The sequence below is a fragment of the Gardnerella rara genome (genome assembly GCF_055452355.1).
Map to the genome: position 1 here is coordinate 268,717 of NZ_JBVBJP010000003.1, position 16,398 is coordinate 285,114.

A 16,398-nucleotide genomic window follows, 5' to 3' on the forward strand; every position below is an offset into this window, starting at 1 on the left:
AAAGGTGTTCAAAAATAATTATTATTAGTTTATTTTGAACATTTGACACTTTTTGCAGCATGCAACTTTTGTAAACAAGCGCACAATCCACAATAATGAGTAAAATAACATTGACGTGCCAGTAACTAAAAAGGTTGTTTAAAACCCAAAGCACACGCCATTTACCGTTATGAAGGGATATATTATGACTTCTGTCGCAGTGTTGCTGCCGTGCTATAACGAGGCAATCACCATTGAAAAAGTTGTTAAAGACTTTAAGGCGGCACTTCCAGAAGCAACAATATACGTATACGACAATAATTCAACAGACGAAACTGCTAGCATTGCCACAAAAGCAGGAGCGGTGGTTCGTAAAGAGCCAAGACAAGGCAAAGGCAATGTTATACGCGCAATGTTCCAAGACATAGACGCAGACGTATACGTAATGGCAGATGGCGACGACACATACCCAGCAGAAGCTGCTCCAAAAATGGTTGCAAAAATCGTTGAAGGCTACGATATGGTTATTGGAGACCGCTTAAGCTCAACATATTTTCAAGAAAACAAGCGACCATTCCACAACTTTGGAAATCGCCTAGTGCGCGGCGCAATAAACACACTTTTTAGCGCAAAAGTCACGGATATAATGACGGGATATCGCGCTTTTTCATTTACATTTGTAAAAACATATCCAGTGCTTTCGCGCGGATTTGAAGTTGAAACAGAAATGACAATTCATTCTCTTAACAACAATCTAAAGCTGTACGAAATGCCAATCCAATATAGGGATCGCCCGCAAGGCTCGGTTAGCAAATTAGATACCGTTGGAGACGGAATCCGCGTACTTTCTACAATCTTCCACATGATTCGCGAATACAAACCAATGCCATTTTTTGGCACTCTAGGCGTGCTAATCACATTATGCGGATTAGGGGCATGCATGCTGCCATTTATAGAGTTTTGGCGCACACATTTAGTAACACGCTTCCCTACGCTAATTGGCGCCGTAATGCTGATTATAGCTGGATTGCTTCTGTTTATTGCAGGAATAATATTAGATATTCTTGCTAAGAATGATCGCAAGCAATTTATTGAGCAAGTTAACCTATTTGATTATCTAAAAAGAAATAAAAAATAAATAGAAAATAAATAGAAAGTAATAAGAGTGCAAAGCTTTATAGATAGCAATCCTAAGCTAAAAAATTATTTTCCATATATAGTGTGTTTTATTGTAAGCGGGCTAATAACGTTAGCATTCTTTAGCAATATATTCCAAGCTTATGGCCCAGGGTTTAAAACACAAAATATAAGCTTAAGCACGGTAAAAACAGCAAAAGCGGAAAGTACAAACCAATCGCTTGAACGCGCAAAATACAATAAAGACGGCATACACATACCTAAAAGTGGCGCAGACATAGAATTTACAAACCTAAATGCGCATAGCAAAACATTAGAGATTTCGCTACAACAGACAAAACCAGTTTATTACGTAACTGGAAGCGTAGAATTAGAAGACTTTGGTATAGCTCCTGGATACGCTTTGGCAAGCCGATTCAAAATAACAACTGGAAAATTTAACACCACTCAAGTGCGCTTAGAAAGTCACGGAAAACTAAATAAAATAAAGCTACACTTTAATGGAACTCCAAGCGGAATCGTAGTTCAAAAAATAACAATCAACCCAAAGTACAATCTGCATGTCAATTACGCAAAATGGGCAATATTGTTTATATTTGGATCCGCAATAATAACAATACGTAAGAAAAAATGGCATAAAATAGCCTACAATCAAAGCAATAGAGTTCAAAACATAATCTTTTGGATTGTATGTGCAATAGTAACTGGATTCTCCCTTTATATTTGGCTTCGCTTAAACACTTATAATCGAATACGTGTTCCATTCGCCTACAATACATACGATTTTATAGACGGAAATCCATATACAGAGCAGCTAAAAGCTTGGAAACAAAACTCACTCTCTTTGCTACAAGACCCGCCAAAGGGATTATTGCATTCAGCAAACCCATTTAGCATTGGCAAAAGAATGCAATTAGTGCGCGAGGGAACTCCTGCAATATGGGATGTTGTGCTGCATAATGGCAAATATTATTGCTACTTTGGAATAGTACCGTTTATTTTAACTTATTTGCCTTTTAACGCTTTGTTCCCAGCTTGGATGCCGAGCGCAATAATGGTAACAACCGCTTTTGCAGCTATTACAATACCAGTACTGTTTGCATTGTGGAAAGAAATAATAACATTCTTTGAAATACAAATAAACTACTGCTCAATGCTGCTTATAGGAGCAGCCTTACCATTTGGGTGCCTTGTTTTTTATCTGCAAGCATCTGCATCGATTTACTACATGCCTATGGTAAGCGCAATGCTATTTGGAGCATTATTTGTGTATGCATCACTAAAAGCTGTAAGACTTAAAAACAGCGTTGCACAATACGCCCTATTTGCTTTAGCTGGATTAAGCTTAGCTTTGCAATGCGGGTCTAGACCAAATTCTTGCATTTCCACAGTTGCGTTTATAGCCCCACTGTTTATTGCACTACTATTTAACAACTCTAGAAGCATAATCAATAGAGCTGGCGCCGCAATAAGCTTCTTAACGCCTGCAATAGCTGGATTTACTGGAATCTTAGTATATAACTACTTGCGTTTTGGTTCATTCTTTAACTTTGGTAACGAAGAACAATTAACAAACTTTGACTTGCGATTTAATCGTATAACCTTTGACCCTCTAAAAATCAAAGACATGTTAATAAACTTCTTTATAAAGCCACCAAGCGTAGATACGGACTTCCCGTATATTACAATAACCAACTCAAACATTTCGGATTATGGAAATAGTTTCTTTAATCACATGACACTTGGTCTGCTATCAATACCACTTATTTGGGGCATTTTCTTAATAAGACGCAAGTACATGCAAAAAATCGAATACATAATGTGCTTAAGCGGAATAACATTCTCGATTATGTTAATCTACGTAAACTACTGCTTAGGCGGTAGTCTTTACCGTTATTATTGCGATTCAATAATAATTCTTATGCTTATTGCTTCGATTGGGTTTGCTAGAAGAAATTGCTCAGCTAATCAAAATGCACAATTGCAATTAAATAAAGAAAATGCATGCAACAATGAGTTGAATGGTCAAAAGTCTATTCAAACTCTAATCGTTGCATGCACTACAGTAACAATCGTATTAGGATTCTTGCTTGTATTTGCAAATCACACAGAATCAGCAAACGAAATACAATACACAAATCCAGATGCTTTTGTTGAATGGAGCCAAAGGCTATCAGTGGGCTTCTAGAACACCCTTCTGGCACTTTTGATGCCATAAGCCATTGCCGTCATTATGTTCGTCTTCTACAGGCGCGCCAAGCTTTTCGAAGCCACCGCGCTTGTAGTAATCCTTGCGAAGATTGAACATTACCACTCGCTTAGTGTTTCGGCCTTGAGTCCAAACATCGCCGTTCTGGCAACGCTGACGCCACCAGCCGTCTCCCATATTCTCCTCGGAAGCAACAGGAGCACCAAGCCAGCCAGCACCGCCGTGATTATAATATGAACTTCTAAGCTCATACTGAATCACAAGCTTTTTGTCTGTTCCTTGAGTCCAAACATCACCATTCTGGCAACGCTGACGCCACCAGCCGCCACCCATGTTCTCCTCTTCAGCAACAGGCACGCCAATGCCATTAGCATCGCCATTCTTGTAGTAGGCATCGCGCAAGTTGAACATCATAGCGAGTTTAGTGCCACTTCCGTAAGTCCAAACATCGCCATTCTTGCAGCGCTGACGCCACCAGCCGCCACCAATGTTCTCCTCATCGGCAACAGGAGCGCCAAGCCAGCCAGCACCGCCGTGCGAGTAGTAAGAGCCTCTAAGCTCAAACTGAATCACAAGCTTTTTGTCGGTTCCATGCGTCCAAACATCACCATTCTGGCAACGCTGACGCCACCAGCCGCCACCCATATTCTCTTCTTCGGCAACAGGAACACCAAGACGAGCAACATCGCCATGCTTGTAATAGGAGCCTCTAAGCTCAAACTGAATCACAAACTTAGTGTCTGTTCCATGCGTCCAAACATCACCATTCTGGCAACGCTGACGCCACCAGCCGCCACCAATGTTCTCCTCATCGGCAACAGGAGCACCAAGACGCGCAAAACCACCATGCATATAATAAGATTCGCGCAACTGATATTGAAGAACATGGCTTTGAGTGCCATTAGTCCAAAAATCGCGATTTGGAACTTTACTAACTTTCCACCCGTTGCCTACATATTCATAGTCTCCATAGGCATTAGGATCCATATTTCCAAACACGCTAACATCAACATTGCCTTCGATTCCTGGGACTACAGCCGAGGAAGTATACTGCCATCCGCGCAAAGTAGTTCTAATATTAAACAGCGGAGTTGCGCCATAGCTAGCAATCCAGCTCAAACGGTCGTGAATATACTGCGAATTAAGCGGACCGTTTGCATAACTTGCGTAAGAATAAACACCAAGATTGGTGTATCCTGCACTATACAATTGGTTCCACCAAGACGAAACAATATTTTGGTAAACGTACGGATTGTTTGGAGCAGTGTGGCCCGCCCAAACCCATTTTTCTAGATCGTAGTAAACAGGGTAAGAAAGGTCACTTGGGCTAACACCAGCGTTTCTTAAAAGCTTTGCAACATCCGCACCTTCGTTAGCGCCGTCCGCAGGCGTTTCTGCATATGAATAAATGTAAATTCCAAAAGGAATACCTAAACGCTTGCACTCATTAATATTGCGCAAAGCATACTTATCGTAGCCATTATCCCAGCCGTAGCTAATGCGAATAATCGCACCCTCTACGCCAGCATTCTTAGCAGCAGCCCAGTTGATTTCCTTTTGATGTTCGGAAACATCAATCACGCCTCTTGCGTTGTATGCAAACAAGTTGCCATTGCCAGTGTAGAACGCTTTAGTCCCGTTGTAATTGCCCCACCTAGTGCCAAATCCGTTTGTTGGCAAATAGGCTCCTTGCAATGCATCACTAGTTAAATCGGCAGATGTTTTAGAACCAGATTCCTGCAATTCCTTTGCTTGAGACCTTAAAGTAGAGCCTTCTGAGTTATTTTGAGTGTTACTTATAAGAACAACTCTATTGTGCTTGGATATACGCTTTTTGGCGGAAACATTAACATTTTCGCCTTTAGAAGAATCTTCTTTATTTGCGCGCTTTATGTCTTTTCTTAAATCACCAACCGAAATAGGCGTAAAGCGTTCCCCGTTGCTTTTAACTAGCGGATCTGGCTGCTTATCTTTAGTTCCAACAATCTTAGAATCCGTAATAATCTTGCCAGTTTTAAGCGATTTTAATTTACCATTAGATGTAAGCGCATACTTTGAAGACACAACTTCGTCTTTGTTTTTAAGGGAAGATGCGACTTTTTCTGGTAATTTAGAATCATTGATTGAATTGCCATTAGGATTATCGCTTAAACGGTAATCGCCAATGGTGTTGTGGTCGCTATCTGCACTATCTGCGTCATTCGTGCCATCAGCATTACTCGTGCTGTCCACAACTTTAGAAGTACTATTTTTAAAATCCAAACGATTTTCAACTTTAAACGCAGGAGCAGCGTTAACAACAAGAGCTGTTGCTATAGAAGCTAAACCTGCAATTACACGTACGATAATCTGTCCCAAAACTCCTCCAGACACATGTTTTTACGTGTTTAACCGTTATAACAATAGCAACATGCGCAAACACATTTAGAAACGCTAACTGGCAGAAATGGGGATAAATCACAAGAAAAATCACAAGAAAGATTGCAAGAAAAAAGTGGAATAAAAAGTAAGAATAAAAAGTGAGAATAAAATGGAGCGGATGACGGGAATCGGACCCGCGTCATCAGTTTGGAAGACTGATACTCTACCATTGAGCTACATCCGCAATCTGCGAATTTTGCAAGCTATTAATTACCTTGCAAAACAGCAACTCGATTAATTATACAGACTGTTTAGACCTAAAGCAACTTTCGACACTCGCGCTAAATTGTGCAATACGTACAATACGAACAATACGCACTGCAGTTAGATAGATTAAAGTTTTATGATTAAAAATCGCATAACTCTAAAACAACAAACGCAGAGGCGATTGCAGATGCGTCTTCAAACAAACCATCGTGGCTTAAAGACACATGCCATCTAATAGAAAAGCCATTCTGTGCATTAATCGTAGGAACCGTGCTCAAAGATTGCATAAGCTTTTCATTAACAGCTGCATCAAGATGAACGCTTGGGCAACCACGAGAATCATCTAAAATCTCAATGCTTGCCCATGGAGTGTTATCTAATGTGTAAGGATATTTTGCATCTTCAAACAAAGATAAAGCCTCGCACCACGCTTTTATAACCGCCTCTTTACCAGCCCAGCGAGCAGCAATATGAATCGCCTCAGCGTCGTTCTTTAAGTGCGCTCGCATGGCGCATTGTCTAAGTTCGCGCGCGGAAAATAGCGAGCGCCATCCATTGCTATCTTGCATTTGTTGCGCAAATTGTGCAATCTGTACAACATCGTGACCAATGCCTGCAATCATTAAGCTCACTTCCTAACTGCTATAAAGCGCCGTTCTTTGTACGCGATTCAGCTGTTTCTTGATACAAAATGCGTCAATCTTCTCCCGAGTTTGTACGTGATTCGGCTGTTTCTTGGTACAAACTCGGGAAAAATCTCACGACTTTGTGGCTCTAAACACAAAATCGTCGATTCGTCAGCAATAATAGCCGCTGGCATCTAGGCGCGCATCTGGGTTTAGCAGCATAGCTTTTTCTGCCTCATGCCCATCGTAGCGAGATCCATCTGGCATGCGCGTACCGTCTTTAAGCAAACGGCGATTTTCCACAGGCTCAAACAGCTGTACATGGCCCATCATGCCCTCTTGCAAGAGTCGCTGGCCCGCAGCCAAGCGCGCATTTGCCTTTGCTCGCCACTCGTTAAGCGCATCCACGCCAGCGCTAGACGCTACAGCCGCCTCAAACGCACCAGGATGCACAAGCGCCACGAATCCGCTAACATGCCCGAATCCAAGCGATGTAGCCAGAGCCGCTTTAACAGAGCCAATGTGAATCCTCTTTCGCAACCAAACCATGTGGTCGTCGCGCGAAAGCTTAGGATCCACGCAATCAAGCGAAGCGTTGATTGGAACCCAGCCACTTCTAAACAGCTGAGTCAAGCCATTAATCTGGAACACACATGCACCACCCTTTGCGTGGCCAGTAAGCGACTTTTGGCTAATCACAAATAGCGGATTTCCGCTTGTACGCCCAATCGCATGCGCAAGCGTATTGTGCAACTCAGACTCGTTCGGATCGTTTGCGTTTGTAGACGTATCGTGCTTAGAAACAACAGCAATATCGTCTGGAGTAACACCAAGCGCTGCCAAATCGTGCACAAGCTTGGAATCGCGGCCGCCCAATCCTGCAGCGAGCGCGCCCAATCCTGGAGCTGGAATCGAAGTGTGAATACCATCCGCATACGAGTGAATAAATCCAACTACGCCAGCAACAGGCAAACCAAGCTTAAGCGCAATATCTCCACGCGTAATAAGAATCGTGCCGCCGCCTTGTGCTTCCAGGAATCCTCCGCGCCTGCGATCATTCGCGCGAGAGAAGAATCGCGGATTTATACCCTTTTCGTACATCTCCTCGCTGTTTGCAGTGGCGTTCATATTGCCAAAGCCAACCACGGACTCAACGCCAATATCGTCAATCGCACCCGTTACAACAAAGTCGGCTTTGCCGAGCGCAATCTTATCAACGCCTTCTTCTAGCGAAACGGCAGCAGTGGCGCATGCCGAAACTGGCTGAATCATGTTTCCATAGCCACCAATATACGTTTGCATTACGTGAGCTGCAACAACATTTGGCAACGCTTCTTGAAGCACGTCTGTAGGAATTTCATGATTTAGGAATCTATCCAAATACAGCTTTCGCATAGACGTCATTCCGCCAAATCCTGTGCCTTGAGTCGATGCCACAAGAGACGGATGTACAGCTTGCAAAATTTCCGAAGGCGTAAATCCTGCGCAAATGTAGGCGTCAACGGTGGCAACTATGTTCCAAAGCGCAATTGGGTCTACGCTTCCAACCATCGATGCTGGAATACCCCACTTTAATGGGTCGAAGCCCTTAGGCAATTGCCCACCAACAGTGCGCGTCATGGCTGCTCGCCTTGGCACGCGAATCATGGATCCAGCTTTGCGCGTAACAACCCATTCGCTAGACTCTGGGTCGCTAGAAATCTCGGTATGCTCTTCGTCTAGCGCCACGTATTCGCGCGCAATTTGCTCTGTAGCAACGTTGAAAGATACATCGTGGTCAAGGAAGATCTCGGTTTCTTCTTCGTTTGCTCCATCTTTGTAGTCGCTGCCCATGCCAGTTTCAAATGGCCTTATTCCCGAGCGAGCCACTACCTCGTCGCGATACTTTTCTGCAATGTCTTCTTCTGGCACAAGTGTGCCTTCCGCATCGTACCAGCCTGGCTTTGGTGAATCTTGCCAAGTGAGCAAGCCCATGCTCCAAGCCAATTCCAAAACAGCGCCTGCACAAAGCGAAACCGTTCCGTCATCTTGGATTGACTGCTCGGCGCTAAAGCGTGTACGGCCAGAGCCCCACGGGCCAATCTCACCAACAGAAACTATAACGATTTGGTCTTTAGGCTTTGCTGTTACGTTCTTCCAATCTTCCAAGTTAACGCTTGCTTGAGTTGGAATATTTGGAGACGGAAGCGCCTTGTTAATAGACTTGACTTCAGACTTGACTTCAGACTTGCTTGCAGCATCTTTATCAGCCTGCTTACGACTATTCTCTTGCAAAGCCTGCGCTTTAAGCTCGTTCAAATCAAGAGGCTCAGAGCCTAATCCACCTGTTAAATCAACGTCTAGAGGCGCCTGGGCAGCACGCTCGCGCGCGTCTTTAGTGCACAAATCAAGCAAAAGATTCGCCATCTGGCTTGTTGTAAAGGTTTTTAAGCCACGACTTTCAACAGCCTCCACAAGAGGATCATTGCCTCCCATTAAGCCAGTTCCGCGCACCCAGCCAATCTTTGGATGAGCAAACGTTACGCGATTCGACCAAACCTTTTCGGCATGCGCGCGGTTAACAATGGCGTCAAATGCGCTCTTAACTTCACCATAAGCTCCGTCACCGCCAAAAATACCGCGATTAGGCGAACCTGGTAAAACAACGTGCATACAATGCTTTACATCTGTATCTGCTCCGATTTGCGCAAATCCTGCGATTGCGCGCTCAACGCCCCAAAGCATAAGCCTTGATTGCGATTCAAAAAGCGCACCAGAATCCGCCAAAGTTCCATTAACTGGTGGAGCTGCAAATGGGAAGAACAGCGTTGGGCTGTATGCAGGCTTCAAAATGGTGGTTGTAGCTCCACTAACCTTCTTAGAAACCGTACCAACCCACTTTACAAGAGCGTCAACATCTCGGTAACTAGACAAGTTTGCTGGAACAAGCCACAATTTAGCCGAAGCTGTTGCGTGAAGTCGGTAAGCTTCTTTAGCCCACTTTTTTACACTTGGCTTAAAGCTGTGAGAAGTGGCAATAACCGTAGCTCCGCCTTCTAGAAGACCAGTCACAACTCGTGCTGCAATCGAATTTGGCGCAACGCCTGTTACAACAGCAACGTCTCCTTCAAAGCAATTTGAGAAGATTTGCGAATCGTCTCCATAGTAGAAATGATCACGCAACTTAGGCAAATCGCCAGTAGACTTTAGCGAATCCTCCGCAATCTGCTTAAAGATGGAAGACAATACCGTGTAATTAATGTCTTTGCACTTTTTAGCAAACCACTCAGCTTCGCAAGCAGTTGCACGGCCTAAGCCAACAAAGCTACCGTAGCGGTTCAAAGTTTCTCTAACGTACTCAAGATCTTCGGGATTGTTTGTGTAGAAACCATCCCTGGAATTGTAGTAGAGGCTAGCCAAATCTTCGCGAGCGCTAGCCCAGCGGTCGTCAAAAAGAATCGCCTTGCGCTCGTCAAATCGTGGCTCCACCTGCTTTGGCCAATCCGACCCAAGCTCGGCTTCCACGGCTGCAACAACGGCAGCATTTTCATCTTCCTCCACCTGGGCATGAGGAGCCTCAACACCAAGCTTTGCTAACACAAACTTAGCAGTAGCAGCCAAAACGCCATTAGCTCCAACCACCTTTTGCGCAAACTCGTCTAATGCAGCAGAATCAACAACTGCACCCGAAGCAGCGCCCGCGCCAGAGCCTGGAATCGAAACCTGAACTCCATTAGCTTTAGCAACGCTTTGTATAGCGGCATCTATAATAGCTTCTGCCTGAGCTGCATTCTTTGCGCAATCTGCGCCAATCTGCGCCAAATCTCCGCCTCGAACGCTTGCGCCAGAACGCGTTTGCAAAACAAGAGCCGCCAAAACGTGCGCACGCCAGCCTTCGCCAAGCTTATAAACTTCCATAATGCGCTTATCTACCTGAGCAGGCTTTACGCCAGCTGCACCAAACAAGCTGCGAAGACGTTCGCGCACAATATCGCTAAGCACAGCACCAAAAGCCTTATAGCGCGGAGCTGCAGAATTAACCAGCTTGTTTAGCGCGCTCATTGGAGCTTCTGCGGCACCATCCACGCTAGGCACTCCAAGCTCGGAGCTTATGTCCATTAAAAGCTGGTTTCGCCTAGAAGATACACCGTTTGTTAGCGTATCTGTGGTATCGGCAGCGCCAATCTGGTCGGCGCGAATCTTAGCACTGTATGCAATCAGCATTTCAATAGCGTCAGACGCCTTAAATGCAATATTTGCAACAGAGCCAGATGGCGCAGATGGCACATTTTGCGTTGCATTTGACGCATTTTGCACAGAATTATTTGCATTTATTTGAGTAGATACAGCAGGTGCCGCAGCAGGCGCTGTGGCGGAAGCTTCCGATTTTTGTGCGGCAGCGTGGGAAGAATCACCAGCAACCGTTGGATTAGCAACCGCACTTTCATCATCTTCAAAAACTTCTGGCACAAGCGAATCTGTGTCTGTTTTATAAACACGACTCTCATCTCGCCCAACGTTATAAACAGCAACGCGATGTCCGCTAAACTCTGGCATTGCAAGCGTTTTTGCGCCAAGATTTGCCAAAGTTGGCGCGTTTGCTAAACCAACTTCAACATATTCTTCTACACCTAATCCGCCGCAAGAAGCACTAGAGAACATAAGCGCTTGCGTTTCAATCCAGCGAACAGGGGAAGCAAACTGCCAAGAAAGAAGCTCCGTAAGAAGCAATCTACCAAGCTTTTGCTCGTCTGCAGCATAAGAATTCCAAACTTCATCATTCTCTAACGCATCTTTAATACGCTCCGAAGGCACAACGTCTAGAATCTTTTGCGCAAACTCGCGCGTAAGCTCAAATGGGCACGCAACCAAGTTTGGAATGTAGCGGCCAACAAGCACCGAGTAGTCAATATGCTTAGGCAGCAACGAATCCAACTTATTGCGGAACTCTGGCACACCTTTTCTAAGCAGCTTAGAGTGGAATGGCACATCAATTCCTGGCACAAGCATAAACGGCGGCTTTCCGCCATATTCCTCAGCACGCTTAGCGGAATCTTTGGCCAAGGCTTTAAGACCTTTTACCGTTCCTGCAATCGCATACTGCTGACCTGCCAAATTGTAGTTTACGATTTGCAAGAACTCGCCAGTCTGCTTGGAGATTCCTTCAACATACGCGTTTACACCATCGTCTCCTACACCAAACTGATTTGGACGCAAAGCTCCCATTCTATAGTTGGATCTGCCTTGCGCATCTCGCTCAATCAAATGATGCATAGTAGATCCGCGGTGGAACACAAGCTCCAACACTGTTTCCAGCGGAATAATCTGAGCAAACGAGCTTAGCGCATTGTATTCGCCAAGCGAGTGGCCTGCAAAGTAGGCTGGCCAAATATCGCATCCAGCTTCACGCAAGCGAGCCGTCTGAGCAAAAGCAACAGTAGCAAGCGCAACTTGCGTAAATTGCGTTAAGTTAAGCAAGCCTTCTGGGTGACGATACGTTACGCCATTTGCTGTTAGTTCCTTAGGATTATCTCGAACAACAGCAAGAATTGAGAATCCAAGCTTTTCGCGAGTAAGCTTATCGGCGCGCTGCCAAGTTTCGCGCACGGCTGGGCTTTTGGCGCGCTCATCTAGAGACATACCTTGCTTTTGAATACCCTGACCTGGGTATACAAAGGCGGCGCGGGCAGCGGCTGTAAGAGCGCTAGCCTTAGACACAATTTGCCCATTTACGCGGCATGTTACTTCTAACGCAAGCCCTGCGCGACGAACTTTTCCTACACGCTCAACCGTAATTTCAACCTTGTCGTTAAGCTGCACCATGCCGTACATGTTGTACGTCCAGCCAATCAACTCGTAGTGCGCGCCTTTTTCATCCAAGGCTTGCGCAACGTGCTGAGCTGCCGCCGAAAGCCACATTCCGTGTACAAGCGGAGCATTAAGCCCCGATATTGCAGCACCTCTGTAAGAAGTGTGAATTGGATTAAAATCGCCAGAAGTGCGCGCAAATGCCGTCATGTCTTTAGGCGCGTTCAAAACCACTCTTCTAAGCATTCTTCTAGGAGTGGCATCCACCTCATATCCATGCAAATCTGCTGCGTCTCCATACTCTGCAGCAGGTTTTGGCAGAGCCGCGCTGTAGCTGCGACCGCGAATCGCAAATCGCTCTGTTTCGTGCGCTAGATGCGTTCCGTCTTGCGCTAAATGAACAACGTTGATTGTAACAACTCGCCCAGAGGCAGACTCTTGTGCGCTTTGCGCCCAGCCAACAAGGTTTACGCGCTCACCTACGTGCTTTTGCAAATCGCCGTTCGAAACATCTAGCTCTATTAAGTGGTCTAAATGAACCGCATTAAGCAACCCTTCGATTACTGGATACCCGTTTACCATTACGGACCCCAAAGCAGAATAAATCGTTGGCCAAGCAGGGCCAACTAGAGCGTCTGGAACAATTCTAGACGCTTGAAGACCGCCCGAAAGTCGCCCAGCTGTAGCAGATTCATGATCAATTCCAAGATTTCTAGAAAGCGTGTACGAAGACTTTACTACACCAAATGGCGATTCTTGCGATTTGCTGCTTTCATCTACTTTAGGCATCTCGCTTAAAGCATCCCCAGTAATCGCAATGTTTCCAATGCCTGCGGTTGCGGCAAGCATTTTATAAACGTGCTCTGGAAGACGCTCGCGGTCTACTACTGGTATGCTTCCTGCGCGCTTTGCATCTACAATAAGCGGAATCACAATGTTTCTCACAGCATGATTCTTATTATTGTTTAAATCATTGCCACCTAAATCATTGCCGCTTAAATCATCCCAGAATGTATCTAATTTAATATCTAAATCAAGCTTAATTACGCTATCTTCTTCACTAACAACGCTTATAACGTAGTTTTCACTGCATTCTTGCGTTCCGTAAGCTGGGTTAGAAGTTACGTGACCAATCCAAGATATATTCGGGCAGGCGCGCACGTATTCTTCAACATTTTTTGCGCACGCGATTTGACTAAACGCGCTTTGCGCAAGAGAAACTTTAGAATCGCAAGCATCCGCACGACTTATAATCGCAGCTTCAAATCGCCCTAAAATATCTGCGATTGGCTCGTCCATTGTTGTTATTCCAGCAACAGAAATCGGCCCTGGAATTACGCGAACAGCGTCTGCCGAGTAGCGCGAATCTTCCGACTGCCAAAGCTGATCCTGGCCCCACCAGCGCAGCAAATCGTTGTCGATTACTGGCACAAACGGCATTGGCTTAGGGTATTCGCGCACCAAAGTTGGGAACCATGCGGCATCCATTGGAATAACGTTTGTTTGCGCTGCCTCTGGGAACTTTTCAATAAGATTGTTCAAAGCTTCTTGAGGATTTTGGCAAACGTTTTGCAAAGAAGGCAGGCTTGAGTCAAATTCTCCAGAATCCTGCCACGTAAAACGCGCCTCAATTCGCTCAAGCAAATGCATGTAGCGAGTGGCGTATGTGGAATCCGCCCACGGGTAGCATAAGTCAAGGAATCGCTGAGCAAATTGCTTGTATGTCATACTTTCAACATTGCCAAAATACGGCTTTGCTGTTGTATTAAGAGCCGCAATAACCTCATCTTTACGTAATTCAAGCTCTTCTGGATGCTTCATCATGTGAACAAGAAGCCTTCCACAACGCGCAGACGCATTCTCAATCTCGTAAATATCTGCATGCAAATGGCTTAATCCGCTTGTCATTCCTCCAACAACTTTTCCAGAAGGCACCCAGCGCTCTCCAATAGGAGCAAACGGATTTTCACTAGCACCAAGACCCTCTACGCTATTAGCGTGCGATTGAACAATTCCAGGCGTTTCAACAAGCATCTTCTTAACTTGCGGGCTTGTATGTGCTTCTTTTGCTGTCATTGCAGCAGTGCCAATCATTACGGCGTCCACTGGCATATTTGGCAAATCGTACTCATTTGACCATTCGCCACTAATATAATCGGCAGCGCGCGAAGGAGTGCCAATTCCACCACCTGCTACAAGCACCAAATTATTGCATTCACGCACCTGCGCATAAGTGTTAATAAGCAAATCGTCTAACGACTCCCAAGAATGGTGGCCGCCTGCAGAACCGCCTTCTACCTGCGCAATAATGGTTGCTGGTTTAACGGCTTTTGCAATGCGAATAACTTGGCGAATCTGCTCAACTGTTCCTGGCTTAAAAGCAACATACGGGAATCCATCTTCTTGAAGAGTTTTAACAAGTTCCTTTGCCTCGTCTAACTCTGGAATTCCAGCAGAAATAACAACGCCGTCGATTGGTGCTCCAGAAGCGCGCTTTTTTGGAACTATACGCTTGCCGCCAAACTGCAAATTCCACAAATAGCGGTCCATAAACATGGCGTTGAATTCTACAGTTGCTCCCTCTTTTAGCTGCTTTTGGAGCATTTCCACATGCTTGTCAAACACTTCTTCTGTTACTTGGCCGCCGCCCGCAAGCTCCGCCCAATATCCCGCGTTCGCAGCAGCCGCAACGATTTGCGGATCTACAGTTGTTGGAGTCATGCCAGCAAGAAGAACAGGAGCCTTGCCCGTTAGCTTGCTGAATTTTGTTATTACTCTGCGTCCAGACTCGGTTTCAACAACTTTCGGCGCAAATTTATTCCAGCAAACAGTGCGCAAAGAATTTGCGGAAGAAGCATCCATTGTAGAAGCAGCAGCACGAGCCGCCATTGTTCCCGCTTCCACTATTCCAGCGCCACTACCCTGCACTAGAGCGCCCGTAAGCTTGCCCAACACTTCTCCAGGGCCCATATCTAACACAAAAAGATTCTGCGCAGCATCTTCAAGACTTGCCAAAGTTTCTTTGATTTGACTTGCCCAATCAACTTGTTCTACAAGCACCTGATTTGCTAGATGGCGTGTAAGATCCGCATCTATTCCAGCCTGCTTAGCCCACTTTTGCGCGTTTTCAACAGCTTCTTCCATCATTTTTGAATGGAAAGGAACCGAAACGTCTAAGTATTCTGCGATTGGAGAAAATACAGACCCTCCGCACTCTTTAGAATCTCGCAACTTTTTGGAATGTTTGGCTTCTTTTTGAGCTTCGATTAAAACGGCCTCCATGTCTTGCGGATAACCAGATAACACCATGTGATTTCGCGAATTTTTAACTGCTATCGAAACTTCGGCACGCTTGCGCTCCACGCGAGAAATCAACACTTCTGCCTGTTTTTTTGTTACACCTTTTAAGGAAAGCATTGGCGTAGCATTGCCGCTTGCACTTATTTGCAACATTCTTGCTTCACGGTCTGCAGCAGCACCGATTATATATGCGATTGCTAAAAGTTCCGCGATTTTGCTTTGCGCCGCCTGCCAAGAGCCAGCTTCTAAGCGCGCTTGTACCATTTTTGCCGCAATTACGCCTTGGGAATGCCCAATAGCTGCGATTGGCTTGCAAACTTCAAAATTGTATCCAAGATTTGTAAGATCTTTAACCGCTGCAAGCTGCGCCAATGCAATTCCTGGTACGCTAATTTGCGCGTCTTGCGTGCGCTCTCCAGCAGATTCTAAAGCATCGAATACGTTTATGTCTTTCCCTGCGTTTGCTAAAAGCTGCGCATATATGTTGTTTAAAAGTTTTTTGGCGCAATCGTTATACTCGCGAAGCTGCGCGTTTAAGTCTTCATCTTTTTGCGTTTCTTTTAACGCTTGAACCCACGGCGTGGATTGCCCTGCAAAAACAAGCATATGTGGGGTTTGTGCCAACTCGTCAAATAAGTATGTTGTCATTTTATTTCCTTTGTTTGTGGGTTTACGTTTTATTTTTAAGATTTTTGTGTTTTTGGATTATTTGTGTTTTTGATTATTTGCGGC

General features: G+C 45.2%; 4 protein-coding genes, 1 tRNA gene and 1 pseudogene. 2 read left to right on the forward strand and 4 right to left on the reverse strand.

Annotation, left to right across the window (positions count from 1 at the left end):
* Positions 1-184: 184 nt before the first annotated feature.
* Positions 185-1,117: a glycosyltransferase family 2 protein gene (locus ACZ0NX_RS04220; RefSeq protein ID WP_060786573.1), complete on the forward strand. Its 933-nt coding sequence runs from the start codon at positions 185-187 to the stop codon at positions 1,115-1,117.
* 27 nt (positions 1,118-1,144) lie between these two features.
* Positions 1,145-3,304, forward strand: coding sequence for a hypothetical protein (locus ACZ0NX_RS04225; protein ID WP_464405707.1), 2,160 nt, complete (start codon positions 1,145-1,147; stop codon positions 3,302-3,304).
* A 1,011-nt stretch (positions 3,305-4,315) separates the two neighbouring features.
* Here ACZ0NX_RS04225 and ACZ0NX_RS04230 read toward each other — a convergent pair.
* From ACZ0NX_RS04230 to ACZ0NX_RS04245, 4 genes and pseudogenes are all read right to left on the reverse strand, one after another.
* A pseudogene (locus ACZ0NX_RS04230) lies at positions 4,316-5,683 on the reverse strand (GH25 family lysozyme); the annotation flags it as partial.
* 173 nt (positions 5,684-5,856) lie between these two features.
* Positions 5,857-5,930: transfer RNA gene (locus ACZ0NX_RS04235), tRNA-Gly, on the reverse strand.
* A 163-nt stretch (positions 5,931-6,093) separates the two neighbouring features.
* Entirely contained in the window at positions 6,094-6,576 is a 483-nt protein-coding gene (locus ACZ0NX_RS04240) for a holo-ACP synthase (RefSeq protein ID WP_464405709.1), read from the reverse strand.
* A 174-nt stretch (positions 6,577-6,750) separates the two neighbouring features.
* Entirely contained in the window at positions 6,751-16,314 is a 9,564-nt protein-coding gene (locus ACZ0NX_RS04245) for a fatty acid synthase subunit beta domain-containing protein (protein WP_464405711.1), read from the reverse strand.
* Positions 16,315-16,398 lie beyond the last annotated feature (84 nt).